Below are 21,781 nucleotides of genomic sequence, written 5' to 3'. Positions count from 1 at the left end.
GGAGAGCGACAACACGAGGAGAAATGGAGGTTTAGTGGTTCTCTATTATAAAATCGTGCTCGATAATTTCTGCTTTCTTCGCTTCCCGAATAAATTCAACTATTCTATCACTTATTGTTTGTGCCTGTTTCCTGTCAGAACAAACTAACGCAATTCCCAAAGTAGCACGGTGCCGTAAATCTTGGTTATCCACTTCAGAGATGGAAACATTGAACCTGGCTCTTATTCTATCCTTAAGGCTTTTAACCACTCTTCTCTTCTCCTTGAGAGAGGGCGGTTTTTCCCGAAGATATAGAGTAATCCGTCCTAAGCTAAAGACCATCTCCTTATCCGATATATCGCGGATCTGTAGTGTAGCCCTTTATGGGCGTAATTTTTTACGGGGACAAGCCCCTACACTACCAAAACCATTGCGGGCATAAAACCCTACACTACCTACATTGATGTAGAGCTTCGTTCTACCGCTACATCCATTTGCTATAATTTGCGCGCAATTTTTTCTAACGTGAAGGCTTCCATAATGTCGTTTTCTTTTATGTCATTAAAATTTTCCAGACCTATTCCGCATTCAAAACCAGCATCTACTTCTCTCACGTCATCTTTGAACCTTCTCAGAGAAGATAATTTACCTTCATAGATTATAACGTTATCACGCAAGAGCCGCACGTTACTCTGGCGGGAAATCTTTCCCTTAGCCACAGAACATCCTGCTACTGTACCTACCTTGGGGATTCTGAATATGCGTTTTACTTCAGCTCTGCCCAATGGGATTTCCTTGAACTCCGGCTCCAGAAGCCCCTCCATCGCTTTTTTCGTCTCCTCCACTACTTCATAAATAACCCTATAAATGTGGATATCCACTCCCTCTTTTTCAGCTAATTCTTCTGCGCTTGGCCCTGGACGAACATTAAAGCCGATAATAATTGCATTGGAAGCAGCACTTAACATCACATCGCTTTCATTGATTCCACCCACTCCCCTGTGGACTATATTTAGAGCTATTTCCTGAGTACTCAATTTTTGCAGAGAATCGCAGAGCGCTTCAACAGAACCTTGAACATCGGCCTTAATAATTATTTTGAGTTCCTTAAGCTTCCCCGATGCAATCTGCTCATGTAAGTCTTCTAATGTAATTCTCCTGCTCCGGGACAGAATCTCTTCCCGTCTGGTTTTCTGCCGTATCTCACTAATTCCTCTTGCTGTTTTCTCGCTATCTAAGGTATAAAATTTATCCCCAGCCTGCGGTAGACTGGAAAATCCTAACACCTCTGCAGGCATAGAAGGACCGATTCTTTTAACTTTTTTCCCTCGATCGTTAAACATGGCTCTTACCTTACCTGCCGAAAAACCGGAAATAAAAGGATCACTAACCTCTAACGTGCCAGATTGCACTAACACAGTGGCCACCAAACCCCGTTGCTTATCTAATCTCGCCTCAATAATCGTTCCCCGGGCTTTCTTATTAGGATTCGCTTTTAATTCCGACATCTCCGCTTCCAAAAGAATCATCTCTAAGAGATTATCCAGACCAATTTTTTCTTTGGCAGAGACTTCCACAAAGATAGTCTTGCCTCCCCAGTCTTCAGAAACAAGATCATATTGACTCAGTTCCTGTTTTACCTTCTCCACGTTGGCATTGGGCAAGTCTATTTTATTCACTGCCACCAAAATCGGCACACCTGCTGCACGGGCATGATCTATAGCTTCTACGGTCTGAGGCTTGGCTCCTTCATCGGCAGCCACAACTAAAACTATTATATCAGTCACCTGAGCCCCGCGAGCTCGCATTGCTGTAAAGGCTTCGTGGCCGGGGGTGTCTAGAAATACGATATCTCCTTTATCTACACTGACATGGTATGCCCCAATATGTTGCGTAATTCCACCTGACTCTTTGGCAATGATCTTGGATTCTCGAATTGCGTCCAATAACGATGTCTTACCATGGTCTACATGTCCCATTATAGTCACTATCGGCGGACGTGGTTGTAATAAGGATTTGTCTTCTTTTTCCTCCTCAAGAAGTTCTTCTCCGTATAAAGGAACTACTTCTATTCCGAAACCGAATTCTCCTGCGACAAGGGTAGCAGTATCTATACCCAACCTTTGGTTGATTGTGACCAGGATACCCTGAGTCATTAACTTCTTAATAAGTTCACTTACTTTTACTTCCATTTTACTGGCCAGCTCGCTCACTGTAATCGTTTCGTCTATCTTAATAACTTTAGTAGGAGGTAGGGTAACTTTCTCTTCTTCTATTTTTTTCGCTACTTCAGGAACTACTTTTTCCTCTTTTTTCACCTCTTCGACTACAGGTATGGCTTTCTTAGGGATTTTCTTCTCTACCGGTTTTATGGTTTCAACCGCAGGGGAAACTGAAGGAAGAGTGGAAGGTTTTTCTTTGGCAACAGCGCGTTTAGTAGCCTTCTTTCGTCGCGTAGTAGGCGCTTTTTTCTTTTTAACCCCAACTGCTTTTTTTTTCGCTACTTTAACTTTAGCACTTACTTTTTTTCGGGCGACCTTTTTCTTGACAGGAACCTTCTTCTTTTTCTTGGCAAAAGAACTTTTAACTTTCTTCGCTTCCTGAGAAGTCAGGGAATCTTCAGAACTTTTCACTTTAATTTTCAACTCAGAAGTTTTTGCCAATAATTTCTTGTATGAAATATTCAGTTCCTTAGCCAGTTCTTTTACCTTCATTTTATCTTGCCTTCTTTCTTTGCAGCCTTGTAAATTTTCTCTGCTAATTTCTCCCCAATTCCAGAAACCTTAGTTAGTTCGGAAACGGAAGATGAGGCTATCTTTTCTATAGTTGTAAATCCATGCTGAGATAGAAGTTGAGCAGTAACCTTACCCACTCCTGAAAGTTTAGTAAGATCGCTGACTGCTGCTTCTTTTGCCTCTTTTATTTGCGATTCGCTCTTAATATCAATATGCCAACCTGTGAGCCGGGCAGCCAAACGCACATTTTGACCTGCTTTCCCGATGGCCAACGAGAGCTGATCATCAACCACAACTACCAAAGCATTCTTTCTATTCTTCTCTATAGTCACACTTACTACCTTAGCCGGGCTGAGAGAATTAGCAATATAGGTGGTAGGGTCTGTACTATAAGAAATCAAATCCATCCTTTCTCCACTCAATTCATTAATAATTGCCTGAACCCTCGAACCTTTCACTCCTACACAGGCACCCACAGGATCGACCCTTTCATTATTGGAAATCACAGCCACTTTACAGCGGTATCCTGGTTCTCTGACTATTTGTTTTATCTCCACAGTGTGATCACTTACTTCTGGTACCTCCAATTCATAAAGTCTCTTTACCAAGCCGGGATGCGTTCGGGAAACGGTAATCTTCGGACCTCGTGGTGATTGCTCCACCTTCAATATGTAGACCTGGAATCTTTCAAAAAGCTCGTACTTATGGTCACGTGCTTGCTCCCATTCTGGCAAAGTGGCTTCTACTTTTCCCAAATCAACGATGATATTCTTCCGAGCAAACCTCTGAACCACAGCATGCATAGCAGTGCCTTCCTTTTTTTTGAACTCCTTGAACAGATTCTCCCTTTCGGTTTCTCGGATACGCTGGACAATTACCTGCTTTGCAGTTTGAGCGGCAATTCTTCCAAACTCCTTGGTTTCCACCTTAATTTTTATCTCGTCACCTAACTTAACCGCAGGGTCGAACTTTAATGCTTCTTTTTTAGCTATTTGGATATAATGGTTTTCTACTTTACTTACCACCTTTTTCTTTACATAGGCAGTAATCACCCCAGATTCTGGATCAATGTGTGCTTCAAATTTCTGCTTTTTCCCAGAATGTTTGTGAAAAGCCGAAGTTAAAGCCGACTCAATCATTTCCAGAAGTTCTTTTTTGGGAATGCCTTTCTCTCTTTCTATCTGTTCAAAAACCCCTATTAACTCTCCCTCCATCATTTCCTCCAACTACTATTATAGAAAATTTGACATCAATAAAAACAAAAAGTGGCTTTTTAGAGCCACCTGTATTTAATATAGCAAGTTTTAAAAGATAATGCAAGTAAAAAATTAAAAAAGGTCATGCCCCTTTTTCTTTTCACTTAACGAAAAAATGACCCTGACTCTTTTTTCTCTTTTTATTTCTTCGTTAGCTCGGGGATTAGTTTTTGAACCTGGTCGGGCTCGACCTCTCTCACCTCTTTTTCTCCTCGAAGTTTTACTTCCACTATATTCTTGGCCAAGGTCTTTTCTCCCACAGTTACCCTGATGGGAATTCCTATCAGGTCTGCATCTTTGAATTTCACCCCTGCTCTCTCATCGCGGTCATCCATTAACACTTCGTAGCCGGCACTTTCCAGTTGTTTATAAATCCTATTAGAAATGGTCTTTATCTTTTCGTGCTCATAGTTTACAGGCAAAATTAGAACCTGGAAAGGTGCTATGGGTAGTGGCCAGATAATACCATTCTGATCATGGCTCTGCTCGATAGCAGCAGCTACAATTCGAGAAACTCCTATGCCATAACAGCCCATCACAAAATATTTCTCTTTCCCATCCTTATCAAGAAAAGTCGCCCGCAATGTTTTAGAATATTTAGTTCCCAGTTTGAACGTATGCCCAACCTCAATGCCCCGGGAAAATTCTAAAGTTTTCCCGCATTTTGGACAAACATCCCCCTCCTTCGCTCTCCTCAAGTCCAGAATTTCATCTACACTATAATCTCTGTTTATGTTGACATTTTTCAAATGGTAATCTTTTTTATTTGCCCCAGTTACGCCATTAACAATCCCCTCCACAGAATAGTCGGCAAGTAGCTTACACTTTATTTTCAATCCCACCGGACCGGCAAAGCCAAGAGGAGCACCGGTAACTTCCTTAATTGTTTTCTCATCTGCAAGAAAAATTTCATTCACACCAAGATAACTTTTTACCTTGCTCTCGTTAACCTCATGGTCTCCCCTTACCATAACTATTACATATTCACCATTAGTCTTGTAAACCAATGTCTTTATAAATTTATCCGGTTTCTCTTTCAGAAATTTTCCCACTTCTTCAACTGTCTTCATATTTTTCGTTTCAACTTCTTCTAGTTCTTTTAGTCCGCTTCTCTTTCCAGCCTTTCCGCCTACCTTAGCTGGAGGGACACCTTCTGCCTTTTCCAAGTTCGCAGCATAACCGCATTTACAGGAGACTATAATTTCCTCTCCAGTATCAGCAATAACCATAAACTCATGAGAAAAGGCTCCGCCAATGGCACCGGTCTGTGCTTCTACAGAGCGAAACTTTAGACCACATCTCTGGAAAATTCTGGAGTAGGTTTCAAATACATTGTTATAACTTGTTTCTGCATTCTTATCAGTAGCATCAAAACTATAGGCATCCTTCATATAGAATTCCCTGGCCCTGATTACTCCAAACCTGGGTCTGATTTCATCTCGGAACTTGGTCTGAAATTGATAAAGCAAGAGAGGCAATTCTTTATAAGACCTGACTTCCCTGCGCACCAGGTCAGTTATCACTTCTTCATGAGTAGGGCCAAGACAGAAATCTCTTCTATTTCTGTCCTTTAGCCTTATCAACTCTTTCCCATAGAAGTCCCAGCGTCCACTTTCTTCCCACAGTTCTCTTGGCTGCATTGCTGGAAGAGAGACCTCCTGAGCGCCAATTGAGTCCATCTCCTCTCGAATGATGTTCTCCACCTTGTGGAGAACCCTCAAACCTAAAGGCAACCATTCGTAAATACCACTGGCTAATTGTCTCATTATTCCTGAACGAATCATAAGTTTATGGGAAGGTATCTCTGCCTCCCGGGGAATCTCCTTTAATGTGGGTAAGAGATATTTTGAAAGAAGCATAATTCCTCCGGAATTTTGGAGTAGCGAAACTTGTTTCGCGTTAACGCAGAGCTGGAGTAGCGAGACTTGTCTCGCGATTAGTTATCGCAGAGCAAGCTCTGCTACTCCTAACGCACCGCAAGCGGTGCTGCTACTCCACTGCTATTTTTTTCTCTTTAAGACTTACATATTTATTTTTACCTATTATGATGTGGTCTAAAAGTTCTATATCCATTGTCTTTCCCACTGTGGTAAGCTTCTTGGTAATTTCTAAATCGTCCTCAGATGGTTCGGGGTCACCCGAAGGATGATTATGTGCAATAATTACCCCACAGGCAAGATATTCTATTGCTGGTTGAAATACTTCTCGGGGATGAACCAGATTAGCAGTTAGAGTTCCAATAGAGATTACTTCGTCGTGGATGACCTTATTTCTCGCATTCAAATATAACCCTCGAAACTGCTCCTTCTTCAGCTTTCTCATATCTTCCAAATAGATGTACACATCTTCTGGTCCTCTAATGATGGGCATCTTTCCCGGCTCCTCCTGGAAGAACCTCCTTCCCAGCTCAAAACAGGCAACTATCTGGCAAGCCTTAACTACGGGAATTCCCAGGGTTTCCATCAGTCGTCCAACATTCTTTTCACAAGCAATTGCCTTGGAGCCGTATTCTTTAATTATCCTGTGTGATAACTCCAGAACATTTTCGTCCCGGTATCCTGTATTCAGGATAATGGAGACCAATTCTGAAATTCTCAAAACGTCAGGACCATATCTTATTAATTTCTCACGAGGCTTCTTTTCCTCAGGCATTTCCTTGAGGTTTATGTGGTAACTGCTTCCAATTCTATTCCTCGCCATAACAGCACTATCTCCTTCTTATTTCTTTTTCAATCTCCTCCATGAGAACATTTATCATCTTTTTTTCCGTAACTTTCTTAATCACTTTACCTCTCCTGAAAAGGAGTCCCACACCCTTTCCCCCGGCTATTCCCACATCTGCTTCTCTAGCTTCTCCCGGACCATTGACTACACAACCCATTATGGCTATTTTAAGAGGATAAAATCTGGAAGGTTGAACTCTGGCAATAATGCTTTTTTGTCGAAAAAGAGATTCCAGCTTTTTCTCTACTCTATTAGTGATTTTAATCAGGTCAATCTGACAGCGACTGCAAGTAGGACAGGAGATGACCTCAGGCCCAAAGCTTCTCAGATTCAATGCTTTCAAAATTTCATACCCAACTCTCACCTCCTCCTCTGGAGAGGCGGTGAGCGATACTCTTATTGTATCACCAATACCCTCGCATAGTAATGTCCCAATACCCAGAGCCGACTTTATGGTACCTGAGAATTCGGTTCCCGCTTCAGTAATTCCTAAATGAAGAGGATAATCTGTTTTCTCAGATATCAACCTGTAAGCCTGAATGGTAGTGGAAACATCTGAGGCTTTAAGGGAAATAACAATTTGGTGAAAATTTTGTTTCTCCAGAATCTTTACATATTGGAGTGCTGAAGCGACCATCTTCTTAGCTTTGCTCATTCTTCCGCTATGAGAAATATCGCCTTGATGAAGGTTAGTTCTCGCCTTTCTTTCGGGCAAAGGGAGTTTCAAGGAACCTGCATTAACTCCTATCCTTATAGGGATTTTTGCTCTTCTGGCAGCCTTTGCTATAGCCTCCACTTTTTCTCGGCTTCCGATGTTTCCTGGATTTATCCTTATCTTATCTACGCCCTGAGTAATAGCCTCCATTGCCAAACGGTAATCGAAGTGGATGTCAGCAACTAAAGGGATATGGACTCTCTTTTTTATCTTTCCTAAAGCTTTAGCTGCTTCCATATCAGGAACAGCTAAACGGACTATTTCGCATCCTGCTTTCTCTAATCGCCTAATCTGGTTGACAGTACTCCTGATATCGTGTGTATCTGTCTTGGTCATAGATTGCACGGAAATCGGAGAATCACTGCCAATAAAAAGATTCCCCACTCTTATCTTGCGTGTCTTTCTCCTTCTCACAATTTTTACCTTCTCAGCCTCAATATATCCTGATAAGTAACCAGAACTAAAAGAAAAATGATTATCACTGCTCCAATCGTCTGAGCAATTTTCATCTTGTTTTCATCCAGGGGCTTACCGGTAATTCCTTCGACCAAATAGAACATAGCATGACCCCCGTCAAGAAGGGGAATAGGAAAAAGATTAAACAGACCAATCCCAGCGCTGATTATAGCAATCAATGACAGCAATTGATAGACTCCTGTTCTTGCCACTTGAGCCACCATCTGGGCAATTCCTATAGGACCAGCAACAGCAGGCTTTACTGCTCCTAAAAGCATCAGCCATATATATTTAAGTGTTAGAACTATAAGGAATGCTGTCTGTTCAAATCCTGCAAAAAGAGAAGATATGAAATTATACTTTCTTGTATGCCAGGCTGGGCCAATTCCTATCAGGCCCACTCCTCTTACCTCATCATATTGAGGTATGATTTTGAGAGGTATTTCTTCCTTTCCTCGCAAGATTTTTATGCTTATCTCCTCACCAGGCTTAGAATGGATTATTTCTGCCATTTCCTTCCAGTTGCTGACTTCCTTTCCGTCTATTGAGATAATCTTATCCTTTTCTAACACACCTGCTTTCTCCGCCGGCATCTCTGGAATCACGCTACCAACTTCTGTTGATTCATAGTGAGGAATCATAATCCCTACAAAAAATGCCATCAAGGAGAAAATAACAATTGCCAAAATAAAATTCATTGCCGGTCCCGAGGCAACGACAAGTATTCTCCGCCACCATTTCTGAGAGAGAAACTCATCGGGTGTTCCCTTTCTCTTCTCCCCGGGATGTTCCCCGGCCATCTTCACGTAACCACCTACAGGAATCAAAGAGACTACATATCGCGTCCCTCCCTTGGTAAAACCTAACCATTCAGGTCCAAATCCTAAAGAGAACTTCTCCACTCTCACTCCCATTCTCTTAGCAGCAATAAGGTGCCCTAACTCGTGAAAAAAGATAACCAGTCCAAAAGTGAATACTATGGAAAATATGGTCAAGAGCATTTTATCTTCTCCCTTGTTCTATTTCTTGCCCACTGGTCTATTTCTAAAATCTTTTTCAAGCTCGTTCTCTTATTTACTTTATGTTCTGCCATTACTGATTCGATAATTTTCGGAATATCAGTAAGTTTTATTTTCCCCACCAGAAAAGCCTCCACGGCAATTTCATCAGCTGCGTTCAAAACAACCGGCATCGTTCCTCCTGTCCTACCAGCCTTGAAAGCCAAACCGAGACAGGAAAAATTCTTTAAATTTGGCTTCTGGAAAGTAAGATGAGCTATCTTTTCTAATTTTAATCCCTGTAATCTACTCAAATAGCGTTGGGGATAGGTAAGTGCAAATTGAATGGGAATGCGCATATCAGCAATTGCCAGTTGAGCTAAAATCGAGCCGTCGACAAGTTCCACTAATGAATGGACAGTTGTTTGTGGGTGAATCAAAACGTCAATGCGATTAATATCAATACCGAAGAGGTGACTGGCTTCAATCGCTTCTAAACCCTTGTTCATCAGGGTTGCTGAGTCGACTGTGATTTTTTTACCCATTTGCCAGGTGGGGTGATGGAGAGTCTCTTTCACAGTTACTTTTTCCAGTTGACTTTTTTTATATTTATAAAAAGGCCCTCCTGAAGCTGTCAATATTAGCCGTCGAACATGCTTTATCTTTTCCGCTCTCAGACATTGAAATATAGCGCTATGCTCACTGTCCAGAGGTAAAATTTTAATTCCTCTCTTCTTGGCAGTCTTAATAATCAAGTCACCTGCCATCACCAGTATTTCTTTATTAGCTAAGGCAATATCTTTACCCGCTTCAATCGCTGCCAAGGTAGGTAACAGTCCGGCTGCACCAACCAAAGCGGAAACCAGAAAATCGGAAACAGGATTCCGGGCAAACTCAATTAATCCAGAAGTCCCCTCATAAATCCTGGGAAGAGGACGGAAACGACGGAGTCTCTTTTTCAATTCTTGAGCCGCCCCTTCATCACCCAGCGCTACAATTGTTGGTCTAAATTCAATTATCTGCTTTATCAGTAAGTCTACGTTCTTCTGGGCAGAGATTCCTGTAATTTTATAACCTTTACCCAGTTTCCTCACTACATTTAATGTATTAACCCCTATGGACCCAGTCGAGCCCAGAATTGCAATCTTTTTCAAGATATCTCCTTTTCAGCGCAAAAATAACTCGATATAGTAATATAGTAGGGGGGCATTGAACATCAGGCTATCTACTTTGTCCAACATTCCTCCATGTCCACCAGGAAAGAGGTTACCTGAATCTTTCACCCCGGCATTTCTCTTGAACAGCGATTCAGCTAAGTCTCCTACCTGTCCACCAATTCCCAAGAGAAGCCCGGTGACCAGACATCCTATAGGAGTAATAAAATTGAGGTCTAAATTGAGGCGGGTGAAAAATTGCAATCCCAATAATGCTCGGCAACCAAAAACTACACCAATCCCTGTCAGCAAACCAGAAATGGCTCCCTCCCAGGTTTTATTGGGACTGATGAGACGGCTCAACTTATGCCGTCCAAACTTTGTTCCTACCCAATATGCGCCAGTATCCACACACCAAGTAGTTATAAATAGAAGATATATCAGCCCTTCTCCATGAGGGCGAAGGTCGCGAAGAAGAATTAAATGGCTCAACAGCCAAGAGATATAAAATATTCCCAGGAAAGTTACTGAAACAGAAGAGACACCGAATTTGATTTCTTTCTTCAAAATTACGTCGATTAAGATTAGAAACAAAAATATAGTAACAACGAATCCTCCCAGTCCGCCAGATAACTTTCCCTGAAAGAGAAAAAAGCTGAGACAAAGAAAAAACCCTCCCAGCACTCCCAGGAACTTCTGGGGATGGTAATTTCTCCTCTCCATCAAATGATAAAATTCGAGAAGACTTACAATAACTCCAGCAAGAACTAAAAGAAAAAAGGGGATAACCCCCCAATGTATTATCAACAACAATATGGGAATAACAACTAATGGTGTCTTTATTCGCTCCATTATCTCTCTTATCCGTTTTTTACCCTACCGAAACGACGCTCCCTCCCCTGATAATCTATGAGTGCCAAAAGTAATTCCTGGCGGTTGAAATCTGGCCAGAGAACCGGGGTAACGTAAATTTCAGAATAAGCAATTTGCCAGAGGAGAAAGTTGCTTATCCTGAATTCACCACTGGTACGAATCAACAGGTCGGGATCAGGTAGGCCAGTGGTATAAAGATAGTTATTAAAAAACTCTTCATTAATATCTTCTACTTTTTTTCTTCTATTAGAAACCTGTCTAGCAATTTCCCTGCAGGCATGAACTATCTCTTCCCGTCCACCATAACTCAGAGCTAAATTCAGAATCAGTCCTCTATTTTCCTTGGTGGCATCTATCGTCTTGGATAATTCAATACGTACCTTAGTGGGTAACCTCTCTATCTGTCCAGAGGCAAGAAGCTTAATGTTATTCTTTTGTAAATTATTTATTTCCTGTCTTAAGAATCTGGACAGCAGATTCATCAGAGCATAAACTTCTCTTTTGGGCCTGTCCCAGTTCTCTGTGGAAAAAGCAAAAAGTGTAAGTATTTTAATCCCTGTTTCACTACAGGATTCTACAATTTTCCTTATCGCCTTTGTGCCTTCCAGGTGACCAGCAATTCGTCTACAGTTATGTTTTTTTGCCCAACGACCATTACCGTCCATAATGATTGCTACATGCTGAGGAAGTCTCTTTCTATCAATTAGCTTAAGAAGTTCTTTGTAATTATCCAACTGCTTCTCCCCATTTTTATTCTATTTTTACCATCTGAAATCTGAAATTTGAAATCTATCTATTATACTTCCATTATCTCTTTCTCTTTATGCCTGAGAGCTTCATCAATCTTTTCAATATATTCATTTGTTACCTGACTAATTTTTTCTGTAGATTTAAACTTCTCGTCTTCAGAAATCACCTTTTTTGTTTCCAACTCCTTCAACTCATCTTTGGTCTGCCTTCTAATGTTCCGCAGTTCCACCTTGTGGTCCTCAGTAATCTTTTCGATTCTCTTTACAAGCTCTCTTCGGCGTTCTTCAGTTAAGGTGGGTATTTTTAGCCGGATAATTTTCCCATCGTTGAGGGGGCTCAATCCCAAATCGGACTTTAAAATTGCCTTTTCTATCTCTGGAATGACGCTTTTATCCCAGGGTTTTATCTCGATTAATCTTACCTCTGGGATAACAATGTTGGCGACTTGACTGATAGGGACCTGGGCTCCATAATAGGCAACTCGAATACCTTCCAACAGAGTGGTGGAGGCGCGACCAGTACGAATAGTCGTGAATTCGTGTTTCAAATCCTCAATTGCTTTTTCCATTTGCAGTTTAACCTTATCATAAATGTTCTTTGCCATACGCGCTATTCTCTCCTCCTCACTTGATTATTGTACCCACCTTTTCTCCACATATCGCTTTTTTAATCTGTCCAGCTTTGTTTATATTGAATACCATAATGGGTATTTTATTCTCCCAGCAAAGGGAAAGCGCCGTTGCATCCACAACCTTCAATCGACGATTTATTGCTTCCATAAAGGTGAGACTACTGAACTTCTTGGCTTTCTTATACTTTGCGGGGTCCTTATCATAAACGCCATCAACTTTCGTCGCCTTCATAATTATTTCCGCACCAATTTCTACTGCTCGTAACGCTGCAGCTGTATCAGTTGTAAAGTAAGGGTTCCCTGTTCCTCCGGCAAAGATAACTATCCTTTTCTTTTCCAAGTGGCGGATTGCTCTGCGGCGAATAAACGGCTCGGCAAGTTTGGCTATCTCTATGGCGGTCTGGACTCTGGTGGGAATTCCCAGCTCTTCTAACGAGTCTTGAAGAGCCAGTCCATTAATTATTGTTGCCAACATTCCCATATAATCGGCTGTAACTCTGTCAATCTCCTGGGCAAAAAGAGAAATCCCTCTCCATATATTTCCTCCACCCACTACCACGGCAAGTTGCACACCCAGAGAGTAAGCCTTTCTTATTTCTCCAGCAAAGAATTTGAGCATTTGGGGATCGATCCCATATCTGTGAGTGCCCGTTAGAACTTCCCCACTCATTTTCAAAACAACTCGCTTATATTTGACCTTTGCCATTTTCCTCCTCCCTTTATTTTTTTCCTCCCTCTCGGGAGGACTCCAGGTTCTGGAGTCCTTGCGAATCGCGTAGGGGCGACCCTTGTGGTCGCCCAAACCTCCCTTTCGGGAGGAGTCCGGCTTTCTATTCCTCACCTACCTTTAAACGAGTGAACCGACCCACTCTAATATTCTCTCCCAGTTTGGTGATCGATTCTGTTATGAGGTCTTTGACCTTAAGTTTAGGATCCTTAATGTACGGTTGTTCCAGAAGACAGACTTGAGTGAAATATTTTTCCAGCCTACCTTGAGCAATCTTCTCTATGACCTTTTCTGGCTTCCCCGATTCCTGTGATTGTTTCTTATATATCTCTTTTTCCTTTTCAATAACTTTCTTAGGTACATCTTCAGGTTTAATCCACAGAGGGTCCATGGCTGCTATTTGCATTGCCAATTCCTTTGCCAGTTGAGAAAACTCGCTCGTTTTGGCAACGAAATCGGTCTCGCAGTTTATCTCTAACAGAACGCCTAATTTATTCCCGCTATGGACATAAGAAGAGACTAATCCTTCCTGTGTCTCTCTGGCAGAACGTTTGATCGCTACGACACTCCCTTTCTCTCTCAAAATATCCTGAGCCTTTTGAATATCTCCACCAGCCTCTAATAACGCCTGTTTACAATCCATTACTCCCGCACCCGTCTTATTCCGAAGTTCCCGAATTAAGTCCTTGCTTATCTGCATTTATTTCTCCTTTTTTCTCGAAGTCTATATTTTTTTCTTCCTTGACTTCTTCTTTTACTTCTTCTTGAGGAAGTTCTTCTTTTACTTCTTCAGTAACTTCTTCTTTCTCTCTTAACTCTTTACCTTCAACCACCGCCTCAGCGACTAGGTGAGTAATTAACTTAATTGACCTGATAGCATCATCGTTGCCGGGAATTACATAAGTTATCCTCTCAGGGTCACAATTTGTGTCCACCAAGGCGACAACCGGAATCTCCAATTTAATTGCTTCGGAGACGGCAATTGCCTCTTGAGGTATATCGATAACAAAGATCGCTGCCGGCAAGTCCTCCATATCTCTAATCCCTGATAGTCCCTTTACCAGCTTCAATTTTTCCTTCTCTATCTTAGCTAATTCCTTCTTGGTGAGAGTAGTAGACTTTGATTCTTGCTGAAGTTGCTCCAGTTTCTTCAGTCGCTCCACGCTCTGGCGAATGGTGGAGAAATTGGTCAGCATCCCTCCCCACCATCGCTGATTAACATAAAACATCCCACACCTTTCTGCTTCTTCTTTTATGATTTCTTGAGCCTGACGCTTGGTTCCCACAAAGAGCACTGTCTGATTGTTGGCTACAATGTTGCGAACGAACCTATAAGCCTCTTTTATCTTCGCCAATGTCTTTTGCAAATCGATAATGTGGATGTTGTTACGAGCACCGAAGATATACTGAGCCATTTTGGGATTCCACCTTTTGGTCTGATGTCCAAAGTGGACTCCTGCTTCCAACAACTGTTTCATAGTTACAATCGCCATTCTTCCTCCTTAATTTACCCCGTTAGAATACAAAGTTAAAATTTCTCCTCAAACCCGTTAGAAACAAGTCTCCCACACAGGGTAAAAGTGGCAAAGTTTTCTAACGGGGCTTATCTCACCGACGCATTAAAATATATAAGATTATTCCCAGAATTAAGGTCAGTCCCAAAATTCCCAGATGGAATTTCTTCTTTTCTATTGTGAACTTCTGAGGCCTTAGCCTTTTGACTGTTGCTTTCTTTTCCACAACAGCCTCACCTAATATGCCTGGGCTAAACCTTGTCCTAACTACCCATTGCTCTCCTTCTTCCCTTACTTCTTCCACTATTGTGGATAGGGGAATTACCTCCTCGCCTTTGCATCCACCTAAAAGACGAGAAAGATATTGAGCAATATCCCGTGAATCTAAAATTTTCACTAAAATTAAGTCGTTTTTTCTTAGTTTCTCAATCTCTACTGATGAAGAAGAGGCATCAGTAACCAACTCCGTGTTTAAAACAATTGTGCTCTCTTTTCTATTAACCGTTTCTCCAGCCTTACTCAAAGAGGGTTTAACTCCTCCCTCAGAGGAAATGGTTGACTCTTGAGGAAACTTAAATTGGCTCAAATTAAGTTCCTCGACATCCATTTCTACTTTAAGCTGAGGGTCCTCTAAAGATTTACTGATGATTGATCGAAGGATAACGGTTGTCTCTTCATAATTTCTATCTTTCAGATTCTGGAAGAAAGACTTTCTGTGCTCGCTTGCAATCTCCCAGTTCAAATTCTGCTCCAGCTTCTGAATTAACTCGTGTACACAACCCTCTCTGAGACGATCTGCATAGAGCTTCTTTTCGAAGTCGCGCCATTTACAATTGATATCTCCCTCATAAATTACGGGATCGTATGTGGCTACTGCACCCAAACGAACAATCCTCTTTTGATGGAGATGGCTAATAACTATAAACTGACCATAAACATTGGTCTGGTCACATATAAACTTTCCTTTAATTACTATGATGTATCTAAGAAGTTGATCTATCGATTTTATAGCTTTTTCTAAGTTATTTCCTGTTGAATGGAGAGCCAGTTCTGCCTGACCCTCATCACAACCTGTCTCTTCCATGAGAATCTTTACATTCTCTCTCATCTTTCTCTCTTCTCAGGCACGAGGATGATATTTTCTATATACTCTCTTTAATCTTTCTGTGGTCACATGAGTATATATTTGAGTAGTAGATAGACTGGCATGCCCTAACATTTCCTGTACAGCTCTCAAATCACAGCCAGCATCTAATAGATGTGTGGCAAATGTGTGTCTCAAAGTGTGTGGGCTTACTCCCTTTTTGATACTGGCAAGCCTGATGTATTTATGAACAAGACGGTTTATGCTTTGTGTATTTAACCGCGACCCCTGAAAATTCAAAAATAATGGCCCTTTACTGTAAGGCAAATTCTGGAAACTTTTAATTTTAAAAAAAGCAGACTTTTCCGGCAATTGGCGCATTTTCAAATAGCGTTCGATAGAGGTAAGTCCCATCTCTCCAATGGGCACTAACCTTTCTTTCGACCCTTTACCTTTCACCTTAATCATCCCCCCTAACAGGTCAACATCGCTTATATTCAAGTTTACCAGCTCACTCACTCTCAGACCCGAGCCATATAATACCTCTAAGATTGCCCTGTCTCTCAAGCCTATAAGAGTTCTCCTATTAGGCAATTCCAAGAGTAGCCTGACTTCATGCAAATCCAAAAAATGAGGCACTTTCTTCATTTGTTTTGGTGTAGGAATATGAATTGTCGGGTTTTGAGCTATAATTTTTTCCCGCGTCAAATAACCAAAGAACGACCGAATACTGGAGAGTTTTCGAGCAATGGTGCTTTTTTCAAGATTCTTACCTGCAAGGTAAGCCAGAAACTTTCTCACCTGCAAGCGATCAACTTTGTTGAAACTATTTATCTTGTCTCTTTTAAAAAAATTGATAAAGCTTTTCAGGTCACCCTTATAACTTACCAGAGTATGCGGGGAAAAATTCCTTTCTACTCTCAAGTGTGTAATAAATTCATCCAGATAGATTTCCATTGATTTTATGGTGACAGGCACCTTTTGCCCTATCTATTCTTTTTTCGGAATTGACTTAGTATTTTTGCATTTGGGATAAGCACTACAGGCAAGGAATTTGCCTCTCCGGCCCCACTTAATTACCATAGGGCTTCCACACTTCAGACATTTTTCTTCGGTCATCTCGGTGACTATCTTGTTCCCCTGTTTATCCAGGGGAAGAGTATAACGACAACGAGGAAATGCAGAGCAAGCAAGAAATTTCCCGTAGCGCCCAATTCTGATTACCATGGGGCTTTTGCACTCTGGACAGATCTCCTTAGTCATCTGTGGTTTGATTTTCTCCATATTTTTATAAGCAATGTTCAGGGTTTCCTTAAAGGGTTGATAAAAGTTCTTTAGGACTTCAACCCACTCCCTTTTTCCCAGGGCAATCTCATCCAGATTCTCTTCCAAGTGGGCAGTGAAACCAATGTCCATGATTTTGGGAAAGTATTTAACCAACAAGTCGCTAACTATAATCCCCGTCTCTTCAGGATGGAACTGTTTATTACTCAATGTTACATACCTTCTTTCCAAAAGAGTGCTTATTGTGGGAGCATAGGTTGAAGGTCGACCGATACCGTGCTCTTCAAGAGTCTTAATTAGACTCGCAACCGTATAATGTGGAGGAGGCTCAGTGAAGTGCTGCTCGGGAACAACCTCTTTTAAAACTAAACTATCCCCCTCCTCAAGAGGAGGAAGAACTTTTTCCTCTTCTTCTTTCTCTTCCTGATAGACTTTAAGGAATCCGGGAAACTTAACCTTCTGTCCTGTAGCACGAAAGACATAATCACTCGCTCTGATATCCACAGCTATTGTGTCAAATATCGCTGAAGCCATCTGGCTGGATATAAACCTTTGCCAGATCAGGCTATAAAGTTTAAATTGTGTGGCATTTAGATATTTCGATATGGCTTCCGGAGTGCGCAGATAGGAGGTTGGTCGGATAGCCTCGTGAGCTTCCTGGGCAATTTTACTCTTACTTTTGTAAATCCTCGGCTTTTGAGGTAAGTAGCTTTCGCCAAACTTTTTCCTGATAAACTTAAGCGCCTCAACCTGAGCTGAGGAAGAGACAGCGAAGGAATCTGTGCGCATATACGTTATTAACCCTACACTCTCTTCCTTTCCCAGGTCGATGCCTTCGTAGAGCTGTTGCGCTATCACCATTGTTTTAGTCGCCGAGAAACCAAACTTTCGGGAGGACTCCTGTTGCAGGCTACTCGTGTTAAACGGAGGAGAAGGATTACGCTTCTTAGGCTTTCTGGTTACTTCCGAGACAATAAACTCTTTACCTCTCACATCCCGACAGATTTTTTTTGCTCGTGACTCATTTGCAATTTCCAGTTTTTTAAATTTCTTTTTTTCCTTAGCAATGAGATTTGCCGTAAAGATTCGTTCTTCATCCCTCTTGCTCAAATGGGCAAGTATCGTCCAGTACTCTTGAGGAACAAATTTCTCAATTTGCTTTTCCCTCTCAACAATCAACCTAAGAGTTACTGATTGTACCCGTCCTGCAGAAAGCCCCCTTCTGACTTTGCCACTCAAAAGAGGACTGAGCTTATATCCCACCAGCCGGTCAAGTATACGTCTTGCCTGTTGAGCATTAACTAAATGGAGGTCAATCTGGCGTGGAGAACGAAGAGAATTAGCAATTGTCTCTTTAGTTATCTCATGAAACACTATCCGTTTTACTTTTCCCTGGTCAGTCTTTGTGGCGGTAACTAAATGCCATCCTATGGCCTCTCCTTCTCGATCCTGGTCAGTAGCAAGATAAACCTGTTCAGCTTCCTTTATTGCCTTGGTTAACTCTTTCACAATTTTCTTTTTATTTTTAATAATTTCATAAGTAGGCTTAAAATTGTTTTTTATATCCACCCCTAACCTACGAGGAGGCAAATCACACACATGCCCCATAGAAGATTTAATCACGTAGTCTTTCCCCAATATCTTCCCGATCGTCTTTGCCTTAGTAGGTGATTCGACAATAACTAAAGCCTTAACCATAGGCTTACCCAATAGACTAACCCTGTAATTTAATGCAGATATTTCTTCCGTCCCTTGGAGTCATAGTCTTCCTGGTAACTTTCTTCCAGAACGTCAAGTAACATCTCTTCCAGTTCACTTGCAGACAATTTCAACTTCTCTAAGTATTCCTTGATTTCTCTAATTCCAAAATTCTCTCCATCCCGGAACATATCTTCATCCTTTAATTTCCTTGCCATATTCTCCTCCTATATTATAGATTTCAGATTTCAGATTTGAAATTTGTAATCTGTAATTTGTAATTTTTTATTATTGTGCTTCTGGAACGCGCAAAAACATCTTCCCCATTACTTGTCTAATTCTACCTTTCATTTCCAAATTCATGAGAACAGATGAGATCCTGTTTATAGCTAGACCGCTCTGTTTACTTATCAAATCAATATGAATAGGCTCAAATGATAATAGGTTATACACTCTTTCTTCCTCTGAAGACAACTTTACTTCCCTAAGAGACTTTATAGCCGGAGATACAGGTAGAACATCTCTTAAACAACGTATCTCTTCAATAATATCCTCACATTCCTCTACCAGTTTCGCACCTTGTTTTATTAATGAATGACTGCCCTTAGTTCCTAAATTGAAGATATTTCCCGGAACAGCAAAAACTTCCCTGCCCTGCTCCAGGGCACACCCAGCAGTGATTAAAGCACCGCTTCTGAAACCAGCCTCGACGATCACCACCCCTAAACTGAGTCCGCTTATAATTCTATTTCGCATGGGAAAATTCATCTTTTCCGGCCGTGTGCCCATAGGAAATTCGGAAACTACAACCCCCCGTTCACCAATCTCATTAAAAAGAGCCCTATTCTCCGGAGGATAACAGATATCGATGCCACATCCCAAAACAGCAATAGTTCTTCCCCCACAAGATAGAGCCCCTTTATGGGCAGAGGTATCGATTCCCCGGGCCAAGCCGCTAACTATACTTATTTCTCTTTCAGCCAATTCTTTACTCAGTTTTTCTGCCACCATTTTTCCATAAGTAGTTGGTCGCCTGGTTCCTACCATGGCAATGGCAATTCTATCTTCTGGCAACAATTTCCCCTTTACATATAGCACAATGGGTGGATCGAAAATAGATTTTAAGTTTGCCGGATAGTTATCGTCAGAAAATGTTACTACAGAAACTTTTTGTTTTTTAATTCTGGATATCTCTTTTTCTATATCTAATTTATCTCTGGAGCTGACAATTTGCCTGGCCGTGTACTCCCCGATACCGGCAACGTGTTGAAGTTCGTTCAAATTTGCCTCAAGTATAGCTTGAGGAGACCCGAAGTGTTCTAACAGCTTCTGGCATCTCATCGCCCCTATTCCAGGAATCATATTTAGAGTCAGCCAATGTTCAATTTTATCTGCCATTTCTTTCCTTTACGAAAATAAAGTTTTTTGGCACAAAGCATAATATTATATACAAAATCCCAGTAATATGTCAAGCAATCCCCTCAAAAGAGTGTAGTGTAGCCCTATGGACGTAATTTCTGCGGGGATAAAGTCCTACATCACCAATTTCAAATTTCAAATTGCGGGCATAAAACTCTACACTACCAATTGTCTGGTTATGCAAAAGAGAGTGAAAACATGGAATGAATGAAAGAATTCGGCGGGCACTAACATAGAATCTCATGATAACAAGAGACCATGACGTGGACATGGAGCAGTGTGAGTAAATTTTTCCTGCCTATTTTTATTCTGCTTTATCATTCTTTAGTTTCTTGCTCTTCTCTCTTCTTTTGCAATTTAATAGGGTCGCCGATCTCTATCGGTTTCCGGCTATCTCTTATAACTGCGGTTGAACTATCTTCTTGAATGTCTGATGTAACTTCCAATACACCAATCTTCTCAATGATTATTCCCAGAGCTTCGCCGGTTATGGGATGGATAACCTCTTTCCCTTCTCGATAGATTATAAACCTTGTCTTTGGCTTAACTTGCTGATTTTTCCCCAGATCGATGAATACTACATCTCCGTATGCTGTCATGAATTTCTTCTCTTTTACTCCGGCAATACATCCATCAAATTCAAAATCTAAGGGAGCAATAAAGATATCTCTTTCATATTCGAATCCTGGCTTAACCTCTTCTAATTTTACTACCAGCTCCCCCTGGGGCATCTCTTCCGATATTTCCGCTTTTTGATACGTGGGAATTACCAGGTCATCACCAGGAAAAATCCAATGGGGATCCTTTATATATTTATTATACGCCCATATCTCTCTCCACAAAGAAGGATCTTCGTAATACCGGTTAGCGATTTCGTGAAGACAATCCCCCCTCTTTACCTCGTAAGCTTTAAGCACAAGTTCTATTCCTTCAGGAATATCTTCTTCGGGAAGAACTCTTCTCTCAGTTACAGCCTCCTCCACCTTTTCTCGAGGCTCCTCAACTGCAACCTCCTCAGTGGGGACTTCGCTCGGCTCGACGGGTTCTTCTTCCGCCTCAAAAATAATCTCTTCTTCAGAAGGTTCCGAAGGCAAAGCTTCCTCTTCTTCCTCTTCCACTTCAGCTTCAAACGCAGGAATCTCTACTCCTAAAGGTTCAGGAGGCAAAGATTCCACATCTTCTTCCTGAGCTTGGGCAAAAAAGATACTGAAAGTTAATAGACCACACAACAGAAAAATAAGAATTCCCCTTTTCATTTTTTCTCCTTTCCATAACTTTATGGATTTACACACCCAAAATTACATCCATAAATTCCTATCCAGACTTCTATACTGGATAGCCTCAGCAATGTGGTGGGAACTAATCTCCTCCTTTGCTTCTAAATCTGCAATTGTCCGGGAGACTTTAAGAATGCGGTCATATGCCCGGGCTGAAAGTCCCAAACGCTCAATTGCATCTTTCAATAACTTCTCCGCTTCTTTTTCCAGAATACAATACTTCCTTATATATTTAGCCTCCATATGAGCATTACAATAGACCGATTTAAATTTTTTAAATCTTTCCTTCTGTATATCTCTTGCCCTCTGAACTCGGGTACGGATTGTCAATGAAGATTCCCCATCCGTATCTACTGTTAACTCCTGGTATTTAACTGGTGGCACTTCAATATGCATATCGATTCGGTCAAGGAGCGGTCCTGAGATTTTAGCTCGATATTTCTGGATTTGAAAAGGAGTGCAGGTGCATTCTCTCTGTGAATCGCCGTAGAACCCGCAAGGGCAGG

22 protein-coding genes are annotated in these 21,781 nt (G+C 41.4%); all 22 read right to left on the bottom strand.

Annotated features, from left to right (window positions below; genetic code table 11):
• Nucleotides 1-31 precede the first annotated feature (31 nt).
• Entirely contained in the window at nt 32-322 is a 291-nt protein-coding gene (locus tag VMW39_00350) for a DUF503 domain-containing protein (protein ID HUW22472.1), read from the bottom strand.
• A 155-nt stretch (nt 323-477) separates the two neighbouring features.
• On the bottom strand, nt 478-2,694 hold the full coding sequence (gene infB, locus VMW39_00345; protein ID HUW22471.1) for a translation initiation factor IF-2: 2,217 nt from the start codon (nt 2,692-2,694) through the stop codon (nt 478-480).
• On the bottom strand, nt 2,691-3,932 hold the full coding sequence (gene nusA, locus VMW39_00340; GenBank protein ID HUW22470.1) for a transcription termination factor NusA: 1,242 nt from the start codon (nt 3,930-3,932) through the stop codon (nt 2,691-2,693). Before nusA ends, infB begins: the two co-directional genes overlap by 4 nt.
• 179 nt (nt 3,933-4,111) lie before the next feature.
• Entirely contained in the window at nt 4,112-5,830 is a 1,719-nt protein-coding gene (locus tag VMW39_00335) for a proline--tRNA ligase (GenBank protein HUW22469.1), read from the bottom strand.
• 130 nt (nt 5,831-5,960) lie between these two features.
• Entirely contained in the window at nt 5,961-6,671 is a 711-nt protein-coding gene (gene radC / locus VMW39_00330; GenBank protein HUW22468.1) for a DNA repair protein RadC, read from the bottom strand.
• A 7-nt stretch (nt 6,672-6,678) separates the two neighbouring features.
• Nucleotides 6,679-7,824 carry a flavodoxin-dependent (E)-4-hydroxy-3-methylbut-2-enyl-diphosphate synthase gene (gene ispG, locus VMW39_00325; protein ID HUW22467.1) on the bottom strand — a complete coding sequence of 382 codons (1,146 nt, stop codon included), beginning with the start codon at nt 7,822-7,824 and terminating at the stop codon, nt 6,679-6,681.
• Between the two features lie 5 nt (nt 7,825-7,829).
• Nucleotides 7,830-8,867, bottom strand: coding sequence for an RIP metalloprotease RseP (gene rseP / locus VMW39_00320; GenBank protein ID HUW22466.1), 1,038 nt, complete (start codon nt 8,865-8,867; stop codon nt 7,830-7,832).
• The gene (locus VMW39_00315; GenBank protein HUW22465.1) at nt 8,858-10,018 is read right to left on the bottom strand and encodes a 1-deoxy-D-xylulose-5-phosphate reductoisomerase; all 1,161 of its coding nucleotides are present in this window, start codon (nt 10,016-10,018) and stop codon (nt 8,858-8,860) included. Before VMW39_00315 ends, rseP begins: the two co-directional genes overlap by 10 nt.
• A 12-nt stretch (nt 10,019-10,030) precedes the next feature.
• Nucleotides 10,031-10,870: a CDP-archaeol synthase gene (locus tag VMW39_00310; protein HUW22464.1), complete on the bottom strand. Its 840-nt coding sequence runs from the start codon at nt 10,868-10,870 to the stop codon at nt 10,031-10,033.
• Nucleotides 10,871-10,878: 8 nt separating this feature from the next.
• Nucleotides 10,879-11,625, bottom strand: coding sequence for an isoprenyl transferase (locus tag VMW39_00305; protein HUW22463.1), 747 nt, complete (start codon nt 11,623-11,625; stop codon nt 10,879-10,881).
• 62 nt (nt 11,626-11,687) lie between these two features.
• Nucleotides 11,688-12,245 (bottom strand): ribosome recycling factor, encoded by a 558-nt coding sequence (frr, locus tag VMW39_00300; GenBank protein ID HUW22462.1) that lies wholly within the window; start codon nt 12,243-12,245, stop codon nt 11,688-11,690.
• A 19-nt stretch (nt 12,246-12,264) separates the two neighbouring features.
• Complete coding sequence (pyrH, locus tag VMW39_00295) at nt 12,265-12,978, bottom strand: UMP kinase (GenBank protein ID HUW22461.1); 714 nt, start codon at nt 12,976-12,978, stop codon at nt 12,265-12,267.
• Nucleotides 12,979-13,102: 124 nt separating this feature from the next.
• A complete protein-coding gene (gene tsf, locus VMW39_00290; GenBank protein ID HUW22460.1) occupies nt 13,103-13,699 on the bottom strand; it encodes a translation elongation factor Ts in 597 nt (198 codons plus the stop codon).
• Nucleotides 13,659-14,492 (bottom strand): 30S ribosomal protein S2, encoded by an 834-nt coding sequence (gene rpsB / locus VMW39_00285; GenBank protein ID HUW22459.1) that lies wholly within the window; start codon nt 14,490-14,492, stop codon nt 13,659-13,661. The genes tsf and rpsB overlap by 41 nt, the downstream gene beginning before the upstream one ends.
• 115 nt (nt 14,493-14,607) lie before the next feature.
• Complete coding sequence (locus tag VMW39_00280) at nt 14,608-15,621, bottom strand: hypothetical protein (protein HUW22458.1); 1,014 nt, start codon at nt 15,619-15,621, stop codon at nt 14,608-14,610.
• A gap of 12 nt (nt 15,622-15,633) precedes the next feature.
• Nucleotides 15,634-16,554: a tyrosine recombinase XerC gene (xerC, locus tag VMW39_00275; protein ID HUW22457.1), complete on the bottom strand. Its 921-nt coding sequence runs from the start codon at nt 16,552-16,554 to the stop codon at nt 15,634-15,636.
• A 33-nt stretch (nt 16,555-16,587) separates the two neighbouring features.
• Nucleotides 16,588-18,579, bottom strand: coding sequence for a type I DNA topoisomerase (gene topA / locus VMW39_00270; protein HUW22456.1), 1,992 nt, complete (start codon nt 18,577-18,579; stop codon nt 16,588-16,590).
• A 29-nt stretch (nt 18,580-18,608) separates the two neighbouring features.
• Nucleotides 18,609-18,797 carry a hypothetical protein gene (locus VMW39_00265; GenBank protein HUW22455.1) on the bottom strand — a complete coding sequence of 63 codons (189 nt, stop codon included), beginning with the start codon at nt 18,795-18,797 and terminating at the stop codon, nt 18,609-18,611.
• Nucleotides 18,798-18,867: 70 nt separating this feature from the next.
• Nucleotides 18,868-19,977: a DNA-processing protein DprA gene (gene dprA, locus VMW39_00260; protein ID HUW22454.1), complete on the bottom strand. Its 1,110-nt coding sequence runs from the start codon at nt 19,975-19,977 to the stop codon at nt 18,868-18,870.
• A gap of 70 nt (nt 19,978-20,047) precedes the next feature.
• The gene (locus tag VMW39_00255) at nt 20,048-20,242 is read right to left on the bottom strand and encodes a hypothetical protein (GenBank protein HUW22453.1); all 195 of its coding nucleotides are present in this window, start codon (nt 20,240-20,242) and stop codon (nt 20,048-20,050) included.
• A gap of 73 nt (nt 20,243-20,315) precedes the next feature.
• Nucleotides 20,316-21,254 carry a LysM peptidoglycan-binding domain-containing protein gene (locus tag VMW39_00250; GenBank protein HUW22452.1) on the bottom strand — a complete coding sequence of 313 codons (939 nt, stop codon included), beginning with the start codon at nt 21,252-21,254 and terminating at the stop codon, nt 20,316-20,318.
• 42 nt (nt 21,255-21,296) lie between these two features.
• Nucleotides 21,297-21,781: ATP-binding protein (locus VMW39_00245; GenBank protein ID HUW22451.1), on the bottom strand; the 485-nt coding region annotated here is incomplete at its 5' end.

The sequence above is a fragment of the bacterium genome, assembly GCA_035530055.1.
In the GTDB taxonomy this organism is placed as follows: Bacteria; UBA6262; WVXT01; order WVXT01; family WVXT01; genus WVXT01.
Note: the sequence above shows the minus strand (reverse complement) of the source record. Positions and strands in the feature narration are given on the sequence as shown.